General features: G+C 56.6%; 21 protein-coding genes. 20 read left to right on the top strand and 1 reads right to left on the bottom strand.

From position 1 onward, the window contains the following. The first annotated feature begins 10 nt into the window (after positions 1–10). The 19 genes from AC0V61_RS15800 to AC0V61_RS15710 all read left to right on the top strand — a co-directional run bounded on the left by AC0V61_RS15800 (position 11) and on the right by AC0V61_RS15710 (position 18,077). Complete coding sequence (locus AC0V61_RS15800; RefSeq protein ID WP_486159097.1) at positions 11–778, top strand: NADH-quinone oxidoreductase subunit C; 768 nt, start codon at positions 11–13, stop codon at positions 776–778. Further along, positions 775–1,986, top strand: coding sequence for an NADH-quinone oxidoreductase subunit D (locus AC0V61_RS15795; protein WP_486159095.1), 1,212 nt, complete (start codon positions 775–777; stop codon positions 1,984–1,986). The genes AC0V61_RS15800 and AC0V61_RS15795 overlap by 4 nt, the downstream gene beginning before the upstream one ends. Positions 1,987–2,160: 174 nt before the next feature. Continuing rightward, the gene (locus tag AC0V61_RS15790) at positions 2,161–2,835 is read left to right on the top strand and encodes a complex I 24 kDa subunit family protein (protein WP_486159093.1); all 675 of its coding nucleotides are present in this window, start codon (positions 2,161–2,163) and stop codon (positions 2,833–2,835) included. A 13-nt stretch (positions 2,836–2,848) separates the two neighbouring features. Next, positions 2,849–2,989: a hypothetical protein gene (locus tag AC0V61_RS15785; protein WP_486159091.1), complete on the top strand. Its 141-nt coding sequence runs from the start codon at positions 2,849–2,851 to the stop codon at positions 2,987–2,989. A gap of 85 nt (positions 2,990–3,074) precedes the next feature. Continuing rightward, positions 3,075–3,275, top strand: coding sequence for a hypothetical protein (locus AC0V61_RS15780; protein ID WP_486159089.1), 201 nt, complete (start codon positions 3,075–3,077; stop codon positions 3,273–3,275). Then, complete coding sequence (nuoF, locus tag AC0V61_RS15775) at positions 3,262–4,557, top strand: NADH-quinone oxidoreductase subunit NuoF (RefSeq protein ID WP_486159087.1); 1,296 nt, start codon at positions 3,262–3,264, stop codon at positions 4,555–4,557. The genes AC0V61_RS15780 and nuoF overlap by 14 nt, the downstream gene beginning before the upstream one ends. Beyond that, positions 4,554–4,793 (top strand): hypothetical protein, encoded by a 240-nt coding sequence (locus AC0V61_RS15770; protein ID WP_486159085.1) that lies wholly within the window; start codon positions 4,554–4,556, stop codon positions 4,791–4,793. Before nuoF ends, AC0V61_RS15770 begins: the two co-directional genes overlap by 4 nt. After that, complete coding sequence (gene nuoG, locus AC0V61_RS15765) at positions 4,786–6,801, top strand: NADH-quinone oxidoreductase subunit NuoG (RefSeq protein ID WP_486159083.1); 2,016 nt, start codon at positions 4,786–4,788, stop codon at positions 6,799–6,801. Before AC0V61_RS15770 ends, nuoG begins: the two co-directional genes overlap by 8 nt. A 100-nt stretch (positions 6,802–6,901) precedes the next feature. Continuing rightward, positions 6,902–8,038, top strand: coding sequence for an NADH-quinone oxidoreductase subunit NuoH (gene nuoH, locus AC0V61_RS15760; protein ID WP_486159081.1), 1,137 nt, complete (start codon positions 6,902–6,904; stop codon positions 8,036–8,038). Next, entirely contained in the window at positions 8,038–8,526 is a 489-nt protein-coding gene (gene nuoI / locus AC0V61_RS15755; protein WP_486159079.1) for an NADH-quinone oxidoreductase subunit NuoI, read from the top strand. The genes nuoH and nuoI overlap by 1 nt, the downstream gene beginning before the upstream one ends. Before the next feature lie 46 nt (positions 8,527–8,572). Continuing rightward, complete coding sequence (locus AC0V61_RS15750) at positions 8,573–9,196, top strand: NADH-quinone oxidoreductase subunit J (protein ID WP_486159078.1); 624 nt, start codon at positions 8,573–8,575, stop codon at positions 9,194–9,196. Continuing rightward, a complete protein-coding gene (nuoK, locus tag AC0V61_RS15745) occupies positions 9,193–9,501 on the top strand; it encodes an NADH-quinone oxidoreductase subunit NuoK (protein WP_486159076.1) in 309 nt (102 codons plus the stop codon). Before AC0V61_RS15750 ends, nuoK begins: the two co-directional genes overlap by 4 nt. A gap of 7 nt (positions 9,502–9,508) precedes the next feature. After that, positions 9,509–11,503 (top strand): NADH-quinone oxidoreductase subunit L, encoded by a 1,995-nt coding sequence (gene nuoL, locus AC0V61_RS15740; RefSeq protein WP_486159074.1) that lies wholly within the window; start codon positions 9,509–9,511, stop codon positions 11,501–11,503. Between the two features lie 15 nt (positions 11,504–11,518). Next, positions 11,519–13,063 (top strand): NADH-quinone oxidoreductase subunit M, encoded by a 1,545-nt coding sequence (locus tag AC0V61_RS15735; RefSeq protein WP_486159072.1) that lies wholly within the window; start codon positions 11,519–11,521, stop codon positions 13,061–13,063. Further along, positions 13,063–14,544, top strand: a complete 1,482-nt coding sequence (gene nuoN / locus AC0V61_RS15730) for an NADH-quinone oxidoreductase subunit NuoN (RefSeq protein WP_486159070.1) — start codon at positions 13,063–13,065, stop codon at positions 14,542–14,544. The genes AC0V61_RS15735 and nuoN overlap by 1 nt, the downstream gene beginning before the upstream one ends. Next, entirely contained in the window at positions 14,541–15,266 is a 726-nt protein-coding gene (locus AC0V61_RS15725) for a biotin--[acetyl-CoA-carboxylase] ligase (protein WP_486159068.1), read from the top strand. Before nuoN ends, AC0V61_RS15725 begins: the two co-directional genes overlap by 4 nt. A gap of 27 nt (positions 15,267–15,293) precedes the next feature. Next, positions 15,294–16,091, top strand: a complete 798-nt coding sequence (locus AC0V61_RS15720) for a type III pantothenate kinase (protein ID WP_486159066.1) — start codon at positions 15,294–15,296, stop codon at positions 16,089–16,091. Positions 16,092–16,128: 37 nt separating this feature from the next. Further along, positions 16,129–17,793 (top strand): ribonuclease J, encoded by a 1,665-nt coding sequence (locus AC0V61_RS15715; protein WP_486159064.1) that lies wholly within the window; start codon positions 16,129–16,131, stop codon positions 17,791–17,793. Next, on the top strand, positions 17,793–18,077 hold the full coding sequence (locus AC0V61_RS15710; protein ID WP_486159063.1) for a DUF1467 family protein: 285 nt from the start codon (positions 17,793–17,795) through the stop codon (positions 18,075–18,077). Before AC0V61_RS15715 ends, AC0V61_RS15710 begins: the two co-directional genes overlap by 1 nt. Before the next feature lie 19 nt (positions 18,078–18,096). On the opposite strand, the gene AC0V61_RS15705 is transcribed toward AC0V61_RS15710, so the two are convergent. After that, positions 18,097–20,694, bottom strand: coding sequence for an ATPase (locus AC0V61_RS15705; protein WP_486159061.1), 2,598 nt, complete (start codon positions 20,692–20,694; stop codon positions 18,097–18,099). A 71-nt stretch (positions 20,695–20,765) separates the two neighbouring features. Here AC0V61_RS15705 and AC0V61_RS15700 point away from each other — a divergent pair, with 71 nt between their 5' ends. After that, the gene (locus tag AC0V61_RS15700; protein ID WP_486159059.1) at positions 20,766–21,083 is read left to right on the top strand and encodes an Hpt domain-containing protein; all 318 of its coding nucleotides are present in this window, start codon (positions 20,766–20,768) and stop codon (positions 21,081–21,083) included. The last annotated feature ends 162 nt before the right edge of the window (positions 21,084–21,245 follow it).

Below are 21,245 nucleotides of genomic sequence, written 5' to 3'. Positions count from 1 at the left end.
AGATAGACCTGTGACCGTTGTTCACTCCGCTCCGAAATATGCCTCCAATGAAGGCGTGATCGATGCGCTTGCCGGCTCATTGAGTGTTTGGCTCGAGGGCAGCGCCGAGCAGCATGGCGAGATCATCCTCACGGCGAAACGCGAAGAAATTGCGACGGTGCTTAAGTCCCTCAAAGAGGATCATGAGTACCAGCAACTGATGGAGATCGCGGGTGCTGATTATCCGGACCGTGCTGAGCGGTTTGAGGTTGTCTACATGCTGCTTTCACTCACCAAGAACCATAGGGTGATGGTGAAGTGTTCGGCGAGCGCTGATACGCCTGTGCCGACCGTTACGACGCTATGGCCCAATGCAGGCTGGCTCGAGCGCGAGGTGTTCGACCTTTACGGCGTGGTGTTTGAAGGCAACCAGGACCTTCGCCGTATTCTCACAGATTACGGCTTTGAAGGGCACCCGTTCCGCAAAGACTTCCCGATGACTGGCTACACCGAACTGCGCTATTCCGAAGAGGAAAAACGCGTTGTTTCTGAGCCGGTTGAGCTTCCGCAGGATATGCGCACCTTCGACTTTCTCTCCCCTTGGGAGGGTTCGGACTATGTGCTTCCGGGCGATGAGAAGGCGGACGGTCCGCCTCAAGTGGACAAGCCGAAGGTGACAGAAAAGCCGGCGGATACCGGCGCTGGCGCCAAAGCGGAAGAAAAAGCGGCGGAAGGCACGGATGCTGTCCCGCCCGACATGATCGAGATTGAAATCGAAGATGAGGAGGGCGGTAAATGAGCGTCCAAATCGAAGAATCGCCCACCAATGACGGCGATGTCATCAAGAATTACACGCTGAACTTTGGGCCTCAGCACCCAGCAGCACACGGCGTGCTTCGCATGGTGATGGAGCTTGACGGCGAAGTGGTTGAACGGGTCGATCCGCACGTAGGCCTGCTCCACCGCGGCACTGAAAAGCTGATCGAGCAGAAGACCTATCTTCAGGCGCTGCCGTATTTTGACCGCCTCGATTACTGTTCGCCGCTATGTCAGGAGCACTCATACGTGCTCGCGATCGAGAAGCTGCTAAACATCGAAGTGCCAGAGCGCGCGCAATATCTTCGCGTGCTGTTTGCCGAGCTTACCCGCATCTGCAACCACATGCTCAACATTGGCGCGCACGTCATGGATGTGGGCGCGATGACGCCGAACCTTTGGGTGTTTGAACTGCGCGAAGACTGCCTCAACTTCTTTGAGCGAGCCTCTGGCGCGCGGATGCACTCGGCATGGTTCCGTCCCGGCGGTGTGCATCAGGATGTGCCCGAGAAACTGCTCGTGGATATTGGCGATTGGCTCGACAACCGGTTCTTCCAGCTGTTCGACGATGCGATGAGCCTCGTGATGGACAACCGCATCTTTAAGCAGCGCAATGTCGATATCGCCATTGTGGGCCGCGATGATGCGATTGCTTGGGGCTTTTCCGGTCCGATGATCCGTGCAGCGGGCATTCCATGGGACCTGCGCAAATCGCAGCCCTATGATGTCTATGACCGCATGGAATTCGATATTCCTGTGGGCACCAATTCGGATTGCTACGACCGCTTCATGGTGCGCGTGAAGGAAGTTCGCGAGAGCGCCAAGATAATCAAACAGTGCCTGCGCGATATGCCTCAGGGGCCGATTGCGAGCACCGATGGCAAGGTTTCCCCGCCCAAGCGCGGTGAGATGAAGCAATCGATGGAAAGCCTGATCCACCACTTCAAGCTCTACACCGAGGGCTTTCACGTACCAGCAGGCGAAGTTTACGTCGCAACCGAGAGCCCCAAGGGTGAGTTCGGCGTGTATCTCGTCAGCGATGGAACGAATAAGCCCTACCGCTGCAAAATCCGCCCGACCGCATTCTCGCACCTACAAGCGATGGAGATGATGACCAAAGGCCACATGCTGGCCGATGCGACGGCTATTCTGGGCGCGATTGATGTGGTGTTTGGGGAGTGTGATCGGTGACAGTTGGCAAGCATCATTTTCGCAATGCGCTGATTACGATAATAGTAATTGGAGTTTTCTGGCTCATGGTGGTCTTGGGTTTTGACGTTCGTTTGCCTTATGCAATCGCTGGCGCGGCATCGGTTTTCGCAGTTCTGACATTGCTCGAAGTTTTGCGGAACAAAGGAAGCGAAAATGGCTGACCGTACACCCGCACCCGATACCCCTGAACTGCGCGCGCGCTGGGGTTCTTTTGAGTGGTCGAAAGAGAATAAGAAAAAGGCCGATTACCACATCGCCAAATACCCCGAAGGCCGGGCGAAATCGGCGACGATGCCGCTGCTTGACCTTGCACAGCGTCAGGTGGGTGAGGAGACCGATACGCAAGGCTGGCTCCCGCTGCCTGTCATCGAATATGTCGCCAAATATATCGACGTGCCGGTGATCCGCGTGCTCGAAGTCGCGACTTTCTACTTCATGTACAATATGAAGCCGGTCGGGAAATATCACGTGCAGGTCTGCGGCACGACGCCATGTATGCTGCGCGGGTCGGACGGCATTATCAGCGCTTGCAAGAAGCGCGGCATGGCATTTGGCAAAGTCTCCGAAGACGGTCTTTGGACGCTGACTGAGGTTGAGTGCATGGGCAATTGCGCCACCGCTCCCATGGTTCAGATCAACGATGACAATTACGAAGATTTGACGCCGGAACGCCTCGACGCGGTGCTTGATGCGCTGGCTGCTGGAGAAACGCCGAAAACTGGTACGCAGGAGCCCGGGCGTCATACCTCGGAGCCTGCGGGCGGGCCGACTAGCCTCAAAGAGATGGTCGATGCCAATCACGATTATCGGCCAGAGTATGAGGGGTAACTGGTAATCCTAGATGGACGTGCTCTCGATCCTGCTCGCGTTGGCCTTAGCCTTCATCGCCTACAAGGTGTTGATGGGCTTGCTCCGCGTGTCCGTGATCGTGCTGATCATCGGGGTGATGGCTTATCTATGGCAATCAGGGGCGATCGGATGAGCGCGGTCTGGATTGCTCTTGGATCGGTTATGCTGGCGCTCGCGGTTGTCCTGTTTGTGGTCAACGCAAAGCTGGGGGACGACGAATGAACGGCGGCACTCTTGCTTTGATGATGGCAGGTCTCATCGCCTTTGGCGCAGGCGCATATCTGTCCGCGACCGGTGAGCGTCCGCTTGGTGTTGGCCTTATGGGGATGGGGTTGGTTTTTCAGGTTTTGACTTTGCGACAACTTCGTGTGGCTCGCAAAGCACGGGAAATGCAGAAGGGATCAGATGATGCTGGCTGATAAGGACCGCATCTTTACCAATGTCTATGGCTTTCAGGATTGGGGCCTTAAAGCCGCGCAGGCGCGCGGCGATTGGGATGGCACCAAGGCTCTGATAGAGCGCGGGCAAGACGCGATCATCGAAGAGATCAAGGCATCCGGCCTGCGCGGCCGGGGCGGGGCGGGCTTCCCGACCGGTCTCAAATGGTCGTTTATGCCTAAGCAGAGCGCTGATGGTCGTCCGAGCTTCCTCGTCATCAACGCTGACGAATCTGAACCCGGTTCATGCAAAGACCGCGAGATTATCCGCCACGATCCGCACAAGTTGATCGAAGGCGCTTTGGTCGCCGGTTTCGCTATGCGAGCACGCGCGGCCTATATCTACATTCGCGGCGAATATATCCGTGAGGCTGAGACGCTGCAGGCCGCGATTGATGAGGCGTATGACGCTGGGCTGATTGGCAAGAACGCGAGCGGCTCAGGCTATGACTTCGACGTGTTTATGCACCGGGGCGCGGGCGCTTACATTTGCGGTGAAGAGACAGCGATGATCGAAAGCCTTGAGGGCAAAAAGGGTCAGCCGCGCTTGAAGCCGCCATTCCCGGCGGGCGCTGGGCTTTATGGCTGTCCGACGACGGTCAACAATGTTGAGAGCATTGCGGTTGTGCCCACAATCCTTCGCCGCAGTGCCGAGTGGTTTGCAAGCTTTGGGCGTGAAAACAACAAGGGCACCAAGCTCTTCCAGATCAGCGGCCATGTGAACAAGCCTTGCGTTGTGGAAGAGGCGCTCAGCATCCCATTCAGCGAGCTGATTGAGAAACACTGCGGCGGCATTCGCGGTGGTAAGGAGAACCTGCTCGCCGTTATTCCTGGTGGTTCATCGGTGCCGCTGGTTCCGGCTGAGCAGATTTGGGACGCGCCGATGGATTTTGACGGGCTTAAAGAGCTTGGTTCGGGCCTCGGCACGGCAGGCGTTATCGTGATGGACAAATCCACGGATATCGTGCGTGCGATCTCTCGCCTCAGCTACTTCTACAAGCACGAATCTTGCGGCCAATGTACGCCGTGCCGTGAGGGCACCGGTTGGATGTGGCGCATGATGGAGCGGCTTCGCACCGGCGACGCTGAGATCGAAGAGATCGACATGCTGCACGAAGTCACCAAGCAGGTCGAAGGCCACACAATCTGCGCACTTGGCGATGCTGCGGCTTGGCCAATCCAAGGCCTCATCCGCCACTTCCGCCCTGAGCTGGAGCGCCGCATCGAAGAACACAACGCACAATTCCGGGAGGCAGCGGAATGAGATTTGTCTTGAAGTCCGCTGTCTACCTCACCGGCTTGTTTCTGGTTCTAGCCGCTATCGGCATTGGGTTAACTGCGATTGTCGGATTGAACGGAGGTATTCGAGGCGAGGCTGCAAACCAAATTGGTGATGCGGTATTTCTGATGCTCATACCTCCTCTCGGATTTGCTTTGGTATCAGCACTCCTGTCGCCCGCTGTTTGGCTCTTCACTCGCGAGGGAGGCGCTCGTGCCTAAGGTAACCGTAGACGGCCAAGAGATCGAAGTCCCTCAAGGGGCAACCGTGCTTCAGGCGTGTGAGGAAGCGGGGAAAGAAATCCCGCGCTTCTGCTATCACGAGCGCCTGTCGATTGCCGGCAATTGCCGCATGTGTCTGGTCGAAGTGAAGCCTGGGCCGCCCAAGCCTCAAGCGTCTTGTGCGCTTCCTGCCACCGAAGGTCAGGAGATCCGCACGGACAGCGCCTTGGTCAAAAAGGCGCGCGAAGGGGTGATGGAATTTCTCCTTATCAACCACCCGCTTGATTGCCCGATTTGTGACCAAGGCGGTGAGTGCGATTTGCAAGATCAGTCCATGACCTATGGCAAGGGCACGAGCCGCACGCAGGAGCAGCGCCGCGCTGTGACTGAGAAATATATGGGTCCGCTGATCAAGACGGTGATGACCCGCTGCATTCACTGCACGCGCTGTGTGCGTTTCTCTGAAGAGATCGCGGGCGTGGACGAGATTGGCGCGCTCTATCGCGGCGAGGATATGCAGATCACGACCTATCTGGAAAAGGCGGCGGCGCATGAGCTTAGCGCCAATGTGATCGACCTTTGCCCTGTGGGAGCTCTCACATCGCGTCCATATGCGTTTGAGGCTCGCCCGTGGGAATTGAAGCGGACGCTTAGCATTGATGTGTCGGACGCGGTTGGTGCGAATATCTCGCTCCATTCCAAGGGTCGCGAAGTTATGCGCGCGCTTCCTCGCATCAATGATGATGTGAATGAGGAGTGGCTGTCGGACAAAGCGCGGTATCAGGTCGACGGCCTGACCAAGCGCCGCTTGGACCGCGTGTTTGTGCGCAAAGACGGCAAGCTTGCGGCGTCCGATTGGTCAGAGGCGTTCTCGGCCATTGCTGGCGCGATGCAAGCCGACAAATCCTCCGTCGCAGCGGTCGCTGGCGATATGGTCGATTGTGAGACCATGTTTGCGGCCAAGGCTCTGCTTAAGGCGTGTGGCTCGACGCTGCTTGAAGGTCGCCAGACTGGCATGGCCTATGATGTCTCCAACCTTGCAGCGGTGAATTTCAACTCGACGCTTGCGGGAATTGAGACGGCGGATTGCATCCTGATCGTTGGTTCGTACATCCGCTGGGAAGCGGCGTTGGTGAACGTGCGTATTCGCAAGGCTGTGAAAGCGGGCGCTAAGGTCTTTGTGGTGGGTCCGGAATGGGAGACCACTTATCCGGCGGAGTTCCTTGGGGAAGACCTCAAGGTTCTGAACCGCGTTCCTAAGGTTCTTGGTGATGCCATGAAGGCAGCCGAGCGTCCTGCGGTAATCATGGGTGGTGCGGCTCTGGCTCAAGGCGCGCTTGGAGCGGGCCTTAAGCTGGTCGACAAGTTTGGCCTCGTGAAAGAGGGGTGGAACGGCTTCAACGTATTGCACTTTAGCGCCGCGCGCATGGGCGGCTTGATGCTTGGCTATGCGCAAGAAGGAGGCATGGCGGATATCGCTGCGGCGAAACCCAAAGTACTCATTAGCCTTGGCGCGGACGAGATGGACTTTGCGCCATTTGCGGACAGCCTCAAAGTCTACATCGGCCATCACGGCGACAAAGGCGCGCATAATGCAGATATCATTCTGCCTGCAGCCTCCTATGCGGAGAAAGATGGCACCTACGTCAACACCGAAGGCCGCGTGCAGTTCGCTGAAAAAGCGGTGTTTGCACCCGGCGATGCGCGCGAAGATTGGACGATCCTGCGCGCGCTTGCCGATGCGATAGGTGTGAGCGTTGGGTTTGACAGCTTTGAACAACTTCAAGGTGCGATGATTTCCGAAGTGCCCGCTCTGGGTGAAGAAGCGCTCGCCGACTACGGCGCGCTTCCCAAGGCGGACAGCAAAGCCAAGGCGGAAGGCGTGATCAGCGCCTATCCGGTCAAAGATTTCTACCTCACCAACCCAATCGCCCGCGCCTCAGCGGTGATGCAGCAATGTTCGGCAGAACTGCTCCACGGCGATGAGATGAAGGAGGCTGCGGAATGAGCTTTCTCGCACCCGTGATTTCCTGCGAACGCAGGGATCCATCATCGGACTTTGAGGCTGGACTCCTGCTTTCGCAGGAGATCACCTGGGGGATGAATCAATGACCGCGTTCTTTGAAACTCTTGGCCTCCCATACGAATGGGCTTGGTTTGTCGCTACTATGGCGGGCATCCTCCTGATCGCACTCCCGGTGATGCTGGCCGTTGCTATGGTGATCTATGTCGACCGTAAGGTGCTGGGCGCGATTATGCTTCGGCGCGGGCCCAATGTTGTGGGGCCGTTTGGCTTGCTGCAGAGCTTTGCCGACGGGCTTAAGGTGTTCTTGCAAGAGACCATCATCCCAAGCGCCGCCAACAAAGGCATTTTCCTGCTTGCACCGATCATCACCTTTACTGTGGCCTTGGCCGCATGGGCGGTGATTCCGTTTTGGGATGGCGGAGTACTCGCAGATATCAATGTGGGGCTGCTCTACATCCTCGCGATCAGCTCTTTGGGCGTTTACGGCGTGGTGATGAGCGGGTGGGCGTCGAACTCGAAATACCCATTCTTCTCAGCCATGCGGGCCGCCGCGCAGATGATCTCTTACGAGGTCTCCATCGGCTTTATTTTGGTGTGCGTTGTCCTGTGGGCGGGCACGTTCAACCTCTCCGGCATCATCGAGGCGCAGCGCGGGCATGGGCTCGGCATCGTCAACGGGTTCTTCTTTAACCCGCTGCTTTTCCCGATGTTTGTGGTGTTCTTTATCTCGGCTCTGGCTGAGACAGCGCGCGCTCCGTTTGACCTGACAGAGGCCGAGTCCGAGCTCGTCGCAGGGTATCAGACCGAATATTCATCCATGGCCTTCGCGCTGTTCTGGCTGGGTGAATATGCGAACATCCTGCTGATGTGTTCGCTGTGCACGATCTTGTTCATGGGCGGATGGTTGCCACCGATTGAGTGGGCACCGCTTTACTATGTGCCGGGCTTTATCTGGTTCCTCCTAAAGACCTTCTTCTTCTTCCTGCTGTTTAGCTGGATCTGGGCGACCGTGCCGCGCTATCGCTATGACCAACTGATGCGGCTTGGTTGGAAAGTGTTCCTGCCGATGAGCCTTGGGTTTGTGGCGGTGATCAGCGGCTATCTGATGGCGACGGGGCATTTTACGGGTCCAGCGCCGCTCGTGGATCCTGAAACAGTCACCCCATCCGAAATCGTTGAAGTGACCAATACGCAGCCAGTCGCTGCGAAGGAATCGTAATGACCACCGCAACCCAGCTCCTTAAGAGCTTCACCCTCTGGGAATTCCTGAAAGCGCATGCGCTGACTTTGAAGTATTTCTTCAAGCCCAAGGCGACGATCAACTACCCTTTTGAGAAATCACCGCTTTCCCCGCGTTTTCGCGGTGAACATGCGCTGCGTCGTTATCCAAATGGTGAAGAGCGCTGCATTGCTTGCAAATTGTGCGAAGCGGTGTGTCCGGCTCAGGCAATCACGATTGAGAGCGAACCGCGCGAAGACGGCAGCCGCCGCACCACGCGCTATGACATTGATATGACGAAGTGCATCTATTGCGGCTTTTGTCAGGAGGCCTGCCCGGTGGATGCCGTGGTCGAGGGGCCAAACTTCGAATACGCCACCGAAACACGCGAGGAATTGCTCTATGACAAGGCCAAACTCCTCGCAAATGGTGACAAATGGGAACGGGCCATTGCGGCTAACCTTGAAGCGGACGCGCCCTATCGTTAAGGGCGCGGCCAAGTCTTGACGGGCTGGACGGGATAACAGGGATCAGATGATACAAGCTTTAGCCTTCTACCTGTTCGCAGGTATCGTCATCGCGAGCGCGGTGATGGTCATCATGTCGCGCAATCCGGTGCACTCGGTGCTGTGGCTTATCCTCGCGTTTTTCAACGCCGCGGGCCTCATGGTGCTGGTGGGCGCGGAGTTTATCGCGATGCTCCTCGTCATCGTTTATGTAGGCGCGGTCGCGGTGTTGTTCTTGTTCGTGGTGATGATGCTCGACATCGACTTTGCCGCGATGCGGGCCGGGTTCATCAAGAACTTTCCGCTTGGGATTGCTCTCGCGTTGGTGTTGCTGGCGGAGCTCGGCCTTGGCCTTGGAGCCTATGGAGCCGGCGGGGTCGATCTCGGCACGCCTGATGGCACCGCTGTTCAAAGCGCCAGCCAATCGAACATCGAGGCGCTCGGCGCGCTGCTTTATGGCCGCTACATCATCCTGTTTGAGATCGCTGGCATCATCCTCTTGGTCGCGATGATCGGCGCGATTGTGCTGACATTCCAGCCGCCGCCTCCAGGCAGCCGCGCGCAACAAGATATTGGCAAACAGATTGCCCGCCGTCCTGAAGAGGCCACAGTGATGAAGAACCCGGAAGTCGGGCAGGGGGTCGATCTATGACTATCGGCGTTGAACACTATCTAATCGTTGGGGCTATCCTCTTCGTGCTGGGCGTCTTGGGCATTTTCCTCAACCGCAAGAACATCATCGTCATTTTGATGTCGGTCGAGCTCATCCTACTCGCGGTGAACATCAACCTTGTCGCATTCAGCGCCTTCATGGGTGACCTTGTGGGTCAGATTTTCGCGATGATGGTTCTGACCGTTGCTGCTGCTGAAGCGGCTATCGGGCTTGCTATCCTCGTCATCTATTACCGTCGCCAAGGCACGATTGCGGTCGATGATGCCGCTCGGATGAAGGGCTAAGCGAACCATGGACACGCAAATCCTTATCATCGTCTTTGCCCCGCTGATCGCTGCGATCATTGCAGGGCTGGGCAACCGCATGCTGGGCAACACGATTGCCAAGTCGATCACGACCGGCGGTCTGTTCCTATCGGCCGCTTTGAGTTGGTTGATCTTTATCGGTTTTCTTACAGGCGCGCATTCCGCCGAAGTCGTGCCTGTCCTGCAATGGGTGCAATCGGGTGATTTAACCTTCGACTGGGCTTTGCGTGTCGATGCTCTCACCGCAGTGATGCTGGTGGTGATCAACTCGGTTTCCGCGCTCGTTCACCTGTATAGCTGGGGCTATATGGAGGAAGACCCGGATCAGCCGCGCTTCTTTGCCTACCTTTCGCTCTTCACCTTCGCCATGCTGATGCTGGTGACGGCCGACAACCTCGTTCAAATGTTCTTCGGTTGGGAAGGGGTGGGGCTTGCCTCTTACTTGCTGATCGGGTTCTGGTTCAAAAAGCCGTCTGCGGGCGCTGCTGCGATTAAGGCCTTTGTGGTCAACCGTGTGGGTGATCTTGGCTTTATGCTGGGTATCTTTGGCACGTTCCTGGTGTTTCAGACGACCTCTATCCCTGAGATCTTGGCAGCTTCTGCCGGCATGAGTGGTTCGACCATCGGTTTTCTCGGCATGCGTTTGCCGACGATGGATATCCTGTGCTTCCTGCTCTTTATCGGAGCGATGGGTAAGTCGGCGCAATTGGGTCTCCACACATGGCTTCCAGACGCGATGGAGGGGCCGACGCCAGTGTCGGCTCTTATCCACGCAGCGACCATGGTGACCGCAGGCGTATTTATGGTCTGCCGTCTTTCACCCATGTTCGAGGCAGCGCCGACCGCCTTGATGATTGTGACGATTGTGGGTGCGGCGACGTGTTTCTTCGCGGCAACCATCGGCACGACGCAGTGGGACATTAAGCGGGTGATCGCTTACTCAACCTGTTCGCAGCTGGGATATATGTTCTTTGCCGCTGGCATTGGCGCATACGGCGTTGCGATGTTCCATCTGTTCACTCACGCATTCTTTAAGGCGCTGCTGTTCTTGGGCGCAGGCTCGGTGATCCACGCGATGCACCATGAGCAGGATATGCGCTACTATGGCGGCCTTCGTAAGCACATCCCGCTGACTTTTGTGGCGATGCTCTTGGGAACGCTCGCGATAACGGGGCTTGGTGTTTATCACCTCGGCGCAGGTTTCGCTGGCTTCTGGTCGAAGGACGCGATCCTTGAAGCAGCCTTTGCGCGCGGCACCACCACCAGCACCATTGCCTTCTGGGCCGGTGTTACGGCGGCGCTTCTCACCAGCTTCTACAGCTGGCGTCTGATGTTCCTGACCTTCTGGGGTAAGCCGCGCTGGATTGAGAGCGAGCATATTCAGCACACAGTGCACAAAACACCCGAAGAAGCGGGCGAAGACACTACGGGTGGCTATCACCCGCACGAAAGCCCAATTGCTATGCTGATCCCGCTTGTGGTGCTGTCCACCGGGGCGGTTCTGGCGGGCCAAGTCTTCGCACCAAGCTTCATTGATGATGCAAGCTTCTGGGCAGGTTCGATCTTCTACAACGACAACCTTATCCAGGCGCTGCACGTAGTGCCATACTGGGTGAAATATTCGGCCTTTGTGGTCATGGTGCTAGGCTTTGTCGGAGCCTATATCGCCTACATCGCGAAGCCTGACATTCCCGCCAAGTTCGTTGCAAGCTTTGGGTGGCTTCACAACTTCGTGTTCCGCAAATGGTATTTCGACGAGCTTTATGATGCGATCTTCGTAAAGCCCGCCTTCTGGCTTGGCCGTCAGTTCTGGAAATTGGGCGATATTGGAACCATCGACCGGTTTGGACCAAACGGCATCGCCGCCGTGGTTCAGCGCGGCTCTCTTGCAGCCAAGACGATCCAGTCGGGCTATCTCTACACCTATGCGTTGATCATGCTTTTGGGCCTGATTGCCGCTGTCACTTATGTGCTGCTCTAGGGGTCTTTGAGCGTAATGGACTTTCCCATCCTCACCACCATGATGCTGGTGCCATTGGCGGCAGCCATCGCATGTCTGTTCGCTGGGCAAGCCTCGCGTATCATCGCGTTAGGCGCAACGCTCGTGACCTTTGCTTTGGGCGTGATGCTCTGGGCCAATTACGAGATTGGCGGGGCGCAGTGGCAGTTCCAAGAGAAGTACGAGCTTGTCGCGGGCTTCTCTTATGCGCTTGGGATCGACGGCATTGCCCTGATGCTCATCATGCTCAGCGTGTTCTTGATGCCTATCTGCATTCTTGCCAGTTGGGGTTCGATCAAAAAGCGCATCGGTGAATACATGGCGGCCTTCCTGTTTATGGAAGTGCTCATGATCGGGACGTTTGCAGCGCAGGATCTGTTCCTGTTCTACATTTTCTTCGAAGCCGGCCTTATCCCGATGTATCTCATCATCGGTGTGTGGGGCGGCGATAACCGCATCTACGCCTCGTACAAATTCTTCCTATACACGCTGATCGGCTCGGTTCTGATGCTGATCGCGATGTTCTGGATGGTGAGCGAGGCTGGCACCTCCGACATTCCAACGCTGATGCAGTACGACTTCCCCGGCGGGGCTCAGACGTGGCTGTGGCTGGCATTCTTTGCGAGCTTTGCGGTGAAGGTTCCCATGTGGCCATTTCACACTTGGCTTCCCGATGCGCACGTTCAGGCGCCTACTGCGGGCTCCGTGATCCTAGCGGGCGTCTTGCTGAAACTGGGCGGATACGGCTTTATCCGTTTCAGCCTGCCGATGTTCCCGGAGGCTAGCGCGGACTTTGCATGGTTCGTCTTCATCCTGTCGATGATCGCGGTGATTTACACCTCGCTGGTCGCTCTGGTTCAGGCTGATATGAAGAAGCTTATCGCATATTCATCGGTTGCACACATGGCGATTGTGACCGTCGGGCTGTTTGCCTTCAATGTGCAGGGCCTTGAAGGCGCGATGATCGTTATGCTGTCTCACGGCCTTGTGTCGGGCGCATTGTTCCTTTGCGTTGGTGTTATCTACGACCGGCTCCACACTCGCGAGATTGAACGCTACGGCGGGCTTTCCATCAACATGCCGTATTACGCGCTGTTCTTCCTGCTGTTCACGATGGCTTCGATCGGCCTTCCCGGCACCAGCGGTTTTGTGGGTGAGTTCCTGTCGCTTGCAGGCATCTACCAAACTTCCAGCCTCGTGGCGCTTGTCAGCACCACCGGCATCATCTTGGGCGCAGCTTACATGCTCTACCTCTACCGCCGCGTGGCATTTGGCGATCAGAAGAACGCCGATGCCGCCGCGATGAAAGACATCACCGCGCGCGAGTGGATCATGATGACACCGATTGCGGCCGTCGTCATTTGGATGGGCGTTTATCCTGAGAGTTTCCTTGCTCCCATGCGCGCCGATATCGCAGCGCTTGATGCGCGGCTTGCAGCCTCAGCGCCCGCCAGCGATGCAGCGCTTGCAAGCGGAGAGCCTCTTGAAAAGGCCGCGAACGCTATTGAGTTCGAGAGCCACGAAGGGGAGGGCCAACACTAATGCTTGATTTCCCATCATCCTTCGCCCTGATCACGCCAGAGTTGATCCTTATTGGTACTGGCCTTGTCCTATTGCTCGTCGCTGCATGGGTTGGCGATAAGGCCTCGCGCGCGGTGACTATCGTTGCTGCCGGAGCGCTGTTTGTTGCAGGGCTCTTCACCATACCCGGCCTTCACCTTGGGGTGGACGGTCCTGACAGCTATGCATTCGGCACTTTGATGAAGGTCGATAGCTTTGCACTATTCGCCAAAGCTCTGATCTACTTGGCAGCGATTGGCGCGCTTGTTGTGGCGCCGTCCTTCTTCAACGGACCCGCCGCATCGAGCGAGCGCGGGCTTCGCGCGGAATATCCTGTGCTGATCCTATTCGCGACTGTGGGCATGAGCATCATGGTCTCGGCCAGCGACTTTATGACGCTCTATATGGGGCTCGAGCTGAACTCATTGGCGGCCTATGTGCTCGCAGCCATCCTTCGGAAAGATGAGCGTTCGACCGAAGCGGGCCTCAAGTATTTCGTCTTGGGCGCGCTTGCATCGGGTATTCTGCTTTACGGAATGAGTCTCCTTTACGGCTTCACTGGAGCCACCGACTTCGCCAGCGTTCGTGCTGGGCTTGAAGGCGACCTTTCGACCGGACAGTTGTTCGGCCTCATCTTTGTGATGGCAGGACTTGCGTTTAAGATCGCCGCTGTCCCATTCCACATGTGGACGCCCGACGTATACGAAGGTGCACCAACGCCCGTCACTTTGTTTTTCGCCACTGCTCCAAAAGTTGCCGCAGTAGCGCTCACCGCGCGTGTGGTGTTCGAAGTCTTCGGTGGTCAGGTTCAGGCTTGGCAGCAGATTGTGATGTTCACAGCATTGGCGTCCATCGTATTCGGCGCGTTGGGGGCGATTGGTCAGGACAACCTCAAACGCCTTCTTGCCTATTCCTCGATCAACAACATCGGCTTTATCCTTCTGGGGCTGGCTGTTGCCACGCCCGCTGGTGCAAGCTCGATGTTGGTTTATCTCTTCATCTATGTCGTGATGAGCCTTGGCAGCTTTACCGCATTGCTGATGCTGCGCGGCGAAGATGGCAATCTGTTTGAGACGTTTGGCGATATCGCTGGTCTTGCAGTCACGCGTCCTGCAATCGCATGGGCGCTGCTTGTATTCATGTTCAGCCTCGCCGGTATTCCGCCACTGCTCGGGTTCTACAGCAAGTTTGTGGTGTTCCAGGCCGTGGTGGACGCGGACCTTGTCGCGTTCGCCGCCATCGCCATCGCAGCCAGCGTCATCGGTGCGTTCTACTATATCAAGTTTGTGAAGGTCATGTTCTTTGATGAGCCCGCTGGCGTTGCCACCGGAAAAGCCGAGACTTCGCATTGGGTGCTTTTGGGCATCTGTGCGGTGATTATCTCGCCGCTTGGCTATTTGCTCACCGGATCGCTGACGGATCTCACCAACAAGGCTGCGTCTTCGCTGTTCTTGGCGATTTGATAGCCCCGCCATCAATCAGAGTCGTTGAAGAAACCGGCTCGACCAACGCCGACTTGGTCCGCGCAATTGGCTCGGGCGAGGGTGTAAGCGAAGGGGACTGGCTTGTTGCCAAACGCCAGAGTGCGGGCAAGGGCCGTCAGGGGCGCGAGTGGTTCGATGGTTCAGGCAATTTTATGGGCTCATGCGTTGTCGAATTGAATGCAGGCGATCCGCGGCCTGCCTCGCTCAGCTTTGTCGCCGCGATGGCGGTTTACGATGCGGCAGCAACAGCTTTGCCGGACACCGAAAAGCTACGCCTCAAATGGCCCAATGACGTTGTGCTGGATGGGGGCAAACTCTCCGGCATCCTGCTGGAGCTAGTGGGCAACAAGATCGTGGCAGGCATCGGGGTGAACTTGGCCAAAGCACCCGACCTTAGCGACCGCAAAACTGCAGCACTCTCGGATATCGCCGGCCCGGTTGAGCTATCCAGCTTTGCCGAAACCCTCGCTGCAAGGTTTGCTCATTGGCTCGTGCAGTGGCGGGAAAATGGGCTTGCCCCACTGCTTTCGCAGTTCCTCGAACGCTCCATTCATGCCAGCGGATCAAGCGTGACGGTGCACGATACAGATGGCACTTACATCACCGGGACCTTCGCAGGTCTGGAAGAAAGTGACGGGGCTTTGCGGCTGCGCTTGGCGGATGGCTCGGAACGTGTCATTCGGGCAGGGGACATTTCTTGAGCGTGATTTCTTGAGGGAGCATAGCTGATGCTGCTGGCAGCTGATGTTGGAAATACCAATGTTGTCTTTGCGCTGTTCGAACCGAATGGGGAGGGCGGTTTTGCCACACCTCCTAAAGCGCGCTGGCGGATTGCGACGGACCCGCGCCGGACAGGCGATGAGTATGCGGTGTGGTTGCTGCAATTGCTCACGATTGAAGGTGTTGCGCGCGAGGATATTACGGGGATTATCTACGCCTCGGTTGTACCTCGCGCCGATCACAATTTGACGGTGCTCGCGCAGAAATATTTCGGCATCACGCCTTTGAAGGCGGGCGAGGGCAAAGCGGCTTGGCCATTTGTTGCTGATGTAGATCAACCCACCTCGCTTGGTGCAGACCGAGCGCTCAATATCTTAGCCGCGCACCACAAGTTTGGCGGCGATTTGATCGTTATCGATTTTGGAACCGCCACCAAGTTTGAGGCGATTGACTTTAACGGCACCTATAAGGGCGGCTCTATCGCACCGGGGATCAATCTGTCGCTCGACGCATTGGTGGGCAAAACCGCAAAGCTTCCCCGTATCGCTATAGCAACGCCCGCCAGCCAAAGTGTCATTGGACGCAACACCGAAGACCAAATGCTCATTGGAGTGTTCTGGGGTTATGTCGCTATGATGGAAGGGATTGTAGCGCGAATGAAGACCGAAATTGGCCGCCCCGTAAAGGTGGTGGCCACGGGCGGGCTTGCGATCCTGTTTGATGAAGCGACCAATATCTTTGACGAAGTGGACACGGATTTGACTATTGAGGGTCTCGCGATCCTTGCGAAACAAGCTCTGTCCTAAAGCGCTCAAACTCCTATAAAAGAACGATAAACCCCACGTGAAAAAGAACTATACACCAGAAAAAGAACTGCTGTTCCTAGCCCTTGGCGGTTCAGGCGAAATTGGCATGAACGTCAACTTGTATGGGTGCGATGGCAAATGGCTGATGGTTGACCTTGGCATGACCTTTTCGGGCGGTGAGTACCCCGGGGTAGACCTCGTATTTGCTGACCTTGAGTTCATCGAAGAGCGGACCAAGGATCTGCTCGGCATTGTCCTAACCCACGCGCATGAAGATCATATTGGCGCCGTACCCTATTTCGCGGGCGAACTCGGCGTGCCACTTTATGCAACGCCATTCACCGCCGACCTGGTGGCAAGGAAGCTTGAAGAAGCAGGCCTTCTGGGCAAGGTTGAACTCAACATTATCGAGGAAGACCACGGTCAGATTGATATAGGGCCTTTCAATGTAACCTATCTCCCGCTCGCACACTCTATTGCCGAAGGGAACGCTCTTCTCATCGATACGCCTTATGGCCGCGTGTTCCACACCGGCGATTGGAAGCTCGACGAAGACCCCATTATCGGAGAGCCGACCACAGAGGACGAGCTGCGCGAGATTGGCGATGAGGGTGTCTTGGCATTGGTGTGTGACAGCACCAATGTATTCAACCCCGAACCATCTGGGTCCGAAGGCGCCGTTCATAAAGGGTTGATGGAAGAGGTCGCAAAGCACAAGGGCAAGCGCGTCCTGGTGACGACATTTGCTAGCAATGTTGCTCGGCTTCAAACCCTTGGCGAAGTCGCCCGTGAAAATGGCCGACAAGTCTGCGTTGCTGGTCGCTCAATCGACCGAATCCTCGAAGTCGCGCAGGACAATGGCTATCTCGAAGACTTCCCCACACCAGTCGATTTCGACACAGCAATGAGATTGCCGCGCGGCGAGGTGATGATCTTAGCGACCGGCGGGCAGGGGGAACCTCGCGCGGCTCTTGCTCGGATCGCTGATGACAATCACCCGTTAGAACTGGTGCCGGGTGATGTTATCCTGTTTTCCTCGCGGCTCATTCCCGGCAATGAAATCGCCGTTGGCAAGATGCAGAACCAGCTTGCTGCGCGCGGGATCGAGATGATCACCGACCGCCAAAGCTTTATCCACGTATCAGGCCACCCGGGACGCCCGGAACTCGAGGCACTTTATGGTTGGCTGCGTCCTGAGGTGCTCGTCCCTGTTCACGGTGAGATGCGGCACATGCGAGAGCAAGCTCGGGTCGGCAAAGAGTTTGGCATCCCGAGCAATGTCGTCCAATCCAATGGCGATATCGTTCGTCTCGCTCCGGGTGAGCCGGGCAAACTTGGTGAAGTGCGCAACGGGCGGCTCGTTCTTGATGGCGACATAATTGCACCTGCTGACGGCGATGCTGTCACAATGCGTCGGCGCATCTCATTCGAGGGTCTGGTGGTGGTGGTCCTTGCGCGCGGAGAAGCTCCGCTAGTGGAGGCCATCGGTCTTCCGCTTGATGAGGACTTGGCCGAGTTCATCGAGGAAACCAGCGAGGACATCCTGAAGGCTATCGGCAGGCTCAAAGGGCGCGATGCTCAAGACCCGGCGGCCGTTCATGAGGCAGCGCGTCTCGCAGCGCGCCGCGCTGCACGGCGTTGGTCGGGCAAAAATCCGCAAGTTCGCGTGTTGATGCCGGGGCTGAGAAAGGACGCCGACTAATGCAGTGGACGTCAATCCTCGCCATCTATTTCCTCTTCTGGGTGATGAGCGCTTTTGTCATGCTGCCCTTTGGCGTGCGCACATCCGAAGAAGTTGGGGAAGCGCTGGTGCCAGGTCAGGCCGAGAGCGCTCCTTCCAGTTTCAAGCCTGGCCCGCTGCTTATTCGTGCAACAGTCGCGGCGATTGTCCTAACAACGCTCTTTGTTTTGAATTATGAGTATGGCTGGGTCAGCGTGAGTGACCTTGATATCTTGCCTAAACCTCCACAGAGCGCGGCAAATTAGAGCACGTTCTTGCTCAAGATCACTGACGCAGGCGCTCGATCGATTGGGCGAGAACCACGTAAAGCTTACCTACATCAGAACCCAGCACCGTCACGCCCAAAGCCTTACCATCGCGGGTCGAAAGGACTGATCGAAGCATTGCTTCAAAGTCGTGTATGTAGCGGCTCACATTGGCTTTAAACTCGTCATCGTTTTGATAAAGTTCAGCGATTTCTTTTGCTTCGCCGTTGTCAATCAAACGAACCGCACGGCGTGTAAAGATGCCCCGATCTCCCTTGAGATACGCATCCCACGATGTGTCCGAGACCTCTTGAGCCAGCGCCGAAGTCAGGTCGATTGCCGAGGAATTGAGGCTATCGGTGATCAGCGCCATACGCCGCGAGAAGTCATTGTTGACCTGCTCCTCAGCCAGCTCGCGTGCGCGGGCAATCCGCTGTTCCAGATTGACAGTTAGCTCGTTCACTTTGGCCAATTGATCGCGCAGCTGCGCGGTCGCCTCACGCCCTACGCCTGATGCATGGGCGGCGGCCTGCTCAAGCCTTCCAACGGTCTCTTCTGTATCGTTGCGCATAGAGCGTTCAAGCGATGCCACAGCGCGCTTTGACAAGGTGCTGGCCAAATCATCGACCTTTTCACGGGCACCTGTATCCAAGGTTTCAAACACGCCCTTGGTTGCCTCTTCTAGCTTGGCGATGCTGGCCTGCAATTCGCCATTGGTTTTGCCTGCAAGTCCCTCGCTCTGCTCTGCCAGTTGAGCAAGTCCGCTTTGCAGGCCGCCAATTTTCACCAAGGCTTCTTCTGATTGCTGAGCCACCTTGGCTTGCAAGGCTTCGACGCTTTCATCGTTCGCATCAATCTTGCCCCGCGCATCGATAAGGTAATCAGAGAGGTTTTGCGCCTTCTCATTGGTTGAGAGCATAAGTGTCGAGACTTCTTCAGCCCGGCCTTCAACCTCGCCCAAAGTGTTTAACGCGGTTTCCATCGCTTGAGGCAAATCTTCGCGGCTAAACGAAGCGCTTGATTGGATGATCTCCAAAAGACGCACGCTCGCCTCGGTAAGCTCCGCGATTTCGCCTTGCGTTTGACGAAGGGTCTCTCGCTTCGCCTCCAATTGCTCTTCGATGGTCTCCAAACCTGATGAGAGGGTTACCCGGGCGGTCTCACTCTGCTCGCTTGCTGAGCTGATAAGGGAGGTAAGCTGCTCAACTTGCTGCGTCATAGCGCTCGAATGCGCGATCAGCTTTTCGGTCTCGTTATTCTGAGCCTCTCGGCGTAGGGCTAAGGCATCATCCAGATCAGCAAGGCGCTGTGCTAGGACCTCGCTGGCTTGAGCCTCGTTGGTTGAGAAGGTCTCTTGAACCCGGGTGACTTGTTCATTGAATTCGCGGTCGCGCGTGTCCAATTGGTCGGTGAAAAGGGTGACTTTGTCGTTGAGCTCATCGACGCGGGAGCGGGCCAGACTTATCGCTTTTGCGTCAATTTCGTCGAGCCAGTTTATCGCCTTTGCCACCTCATCCGAGAAGCGTTCTTTCGAAGCTGTAAGCTGCTCCATCGCCTTCTCTTCGGCCTGCCTGAGTTCCGCGCCAACGCTCTGCGTATCGGCCTTGAGTTGGCCCAGACGTTCTTTGAGCGCGTCAAGCGCAGCACTCTCAGCGCTCTCGACCTCTCCTCGGTATTCCTCGGTCTCGTGCTTTACATGTTCGAGCTTGGAACCTGCGTGTTCTTCAATAAGCTCAAGTTGCGCTTGGAACCGGCTTAGAATATCTCCTACCCTGCCATCGAGCGATTTGACCTGGCTCTCACTGGCTTTGCCAAACTCATTGAGCCGCTCAAAACCGCCAACGAGTTTTTCAACTTGTTCTTGAGCTGTGCGACCGGCGGCACCGACCTGATTTGAGACGTCCCTGGCAGAGTTTGCGACGACAGGAAGGTCATCGCGAAGGCGTGTCATATTTCCAAGCGCGCTCTCGCTTGCGCTGGAAATAGCGTCGACTTGAGCTCCATTGTCCTTGATGAGGGATTGCAGCGTGTCGGCATGAGCAGAAATGCGCTCACTTGCGACACGGCCAAGCGATTCCAATTCAAGGGACTGCGCGCCGAGGAATTCGCGTGCGAGGCTGAGCTCTCGATTTACAACGGTTAAGCGGCTTTCCAGCTCTCGGCTTTCTTGAGATAAGAGCGCCGCACTGTCGGCAAATCGGCGTGCCTCAACGCGCGAGTGGCGCATAGCCAGAAGCCAGGCGACGCCCACCAAAAGCACAGGAACAGACCAATCAATTAGCAACCGTGTCCATTCGACCGGTGCACCAAAGGCGCTCACGATTTGGGCTTGCATGGCCCAACCATAAAAGCCAGTCCAAAGCGCGACTCCGAGAACTGCGAGCGATGGGATAATCCACGTCAAGCGCGCAGGAGTAGTGGTCGTCTCAACCTCTTCTTCAAGGTACAGCTCTTCATCATCGAGAGCGGCCTCTGGCTCAATCGCATCGCTGAAATCCACGCCTTCGCTTGCGGCTAGATCGCCGCCAGCGGCTGCATCGCTTGCATCTATGCTCTCGGATTGCGCCTTGGTTCCAGCTCCTTGGCCGACCGCGCGAATGTGTTTCCTACCTGCCATGTGGCTGAGAATACCACACCGCGGCTCAGGATAAACCCCACATTAACTCGATTACGGTTATGCCCCTTCGCATGGCGTATGAAAGTGGTGCTCTTGATGCGACTCTGGCGGCGGCAGCTGGAGATAACTCGGCTTTGTTGGGCGAGCTTCGCGCTGCCTTTATCGAAAGTGCAGAGAAGCTCCTCGATTTGCTAAAGCGTTCACGTTGCGACGGAAATTGGAATGTTGCAGCGTTAAGGTTAAAAGGCCTAGCGGCGAGCTTTCACGCTCAGGAATTGCTTGAAGCCGCAGAAAGCGCGCTGGCATCTGCGCCGGGTGAACCCGCTGCTATTCGCGAGATCGAGGCGGTTCTTGCAAAATTCAATGGCAACAGTCAGGGCCGATTTTAGGTCTAAACACCTCAAAACCGTGGAAACAGACATTCGCTTGCGCTTGATGTGCAAGGGCAAGGCCGCGTAGCGCTTTGGGCTTATCTTCCTATCTCGCGGAGCCTGCCCTTGCGCGTTGCGCTTATCTCGTCAGTAAAACGACTGCCCATCGGCACATTGCGG

Source organism: Erythrobacter sp. JB1-4 (assembly GCF_057365025.1).
The sequence above is the reverse complement of the archived record's forward strand: the minus strand, read 5'-3'. Positions and strand labels throughout refer to the sequence as shown.

Excerpts from the sequence above, each read along its gene's own strand:
- AC0V61_RS15795 (WP_486159095.1), top strand. The coding sequence starts at position 775 with ATGAGCGTCCAAATCGAAGAATCGCCCACCAATGACGGCGATGTCATC.
- AC0V61_RS15790 (WP_486159093.1), top strand. The coding sequence starts at position 2,161 with ATGGCTGACCGTACACCCGCACCCGATACCCCTGAACTGCGCGCGCGC.
- AC0V61_RS15785 (WP_486159091.1), top strand. The coding sequence starts at position 2,849 with ATGGACGTGCTCTCGATCCTGCTCGCGTTGGCCTTAGCCTTCATCGCC.
- AC0V61_RS15780 (WP_486159089.1), top strand. The coding sequence starts at position 3,075 with ATGAACGGCGGCACTCTTGCTTTGATGATGGCAGGTCTCATCGCCTTT.
- nuoF (WP_486159087.1), top strand. The coding sequence starts at position 3,262 with ATGATGCTGGCTGATAAGGACCGCATCTTTACCAATGTCTATGGCTTT.
- AC0V61_RS15770 (WP_486159085.1), top strand. The coding sequence starts at position 4,554 with ATGAGATTTGTCTTGAAGTCCGCTGTCTACCTCACCGGCTTGTTTCTG.
- nuoH (WP_486159081.1), top strand. The coding sequence starts at position 6,902 with ATGACCGCGTTCTTTGAAACTCTTGGCCTCCCATACGAATGGGCTTGG.
- nuoI (WP_486159079.1), top strand. The coding sequence starts at position 8,038 with ATGACCACCGCAACCCAGCTCCTTAAGAGCTTCACCCTCTGGGAATTC.
- AC0V61_RS15750 (WP_486159078.1), top strand. The coding sequence starts at position 8,573 with ATGATACAAGCTTTAGCCTTCTACCTGTTCGCAGGTATCGTCATCGCG.
- nuoK (WP_486159076.1), top strand. The coding sequence starts at position 9,193 with ATGACTATCGGCGTTGAACACTATCTAATCGTTGGGGCTATCCTCTTC.
- nuoL (WP_486159074.1), top strand. The coding sequence starts at position 9,509 with ATGGACACGCAAATCCTTATCATCGTCTTTGCCCCGCTGATCGCTGCG.
- AC0V61_RS15735 (WP_486159072.1), top strand. The coding sequence starts at position 11,519 with ATGGACTTTCCCATCCTCACCACCATGATGCTGGTGCCATTGGCGGCA.
- nuoN (WP_486159070.1), top strand. The coding sequence starts at position 13,063 with ATGCTTGATTTCCCATCATCCTTCGCCCTGATCACGCCAGAGTTGATC.
- AC0V61_RS15720 (WP_486159066.1), top strand. The coding sequence starts at position 15,294 with ATGCTGCTGGCAGCTGATGTTGGAAATACCAATGTTGTCTTTGCGCTG.
- AC0V61_RS15710 (WP_486159063.1), top strand. The coding sequence starts at position 17,793 with ATGCAGTGGACGTCAATCCTCGCCATCTATTTCCTCTTCTGGGTGATG.
- AC0V61_RS15705 (WP_486159061.1), bottom strand. The coding sequence starts at position 20,694 with ATGGCAGGTAGGAAACACATTCGCGCGGTCGGCCAAGGAGCTGGAACC.
- AC0V61_RS15700 (WP_486159059.1), top strand. The coding sequence starts at position 20,766 with ATGGCGTATGAAAGTGGTGCTCTTGATGCGACTCTGGCGGCGGCAGCT.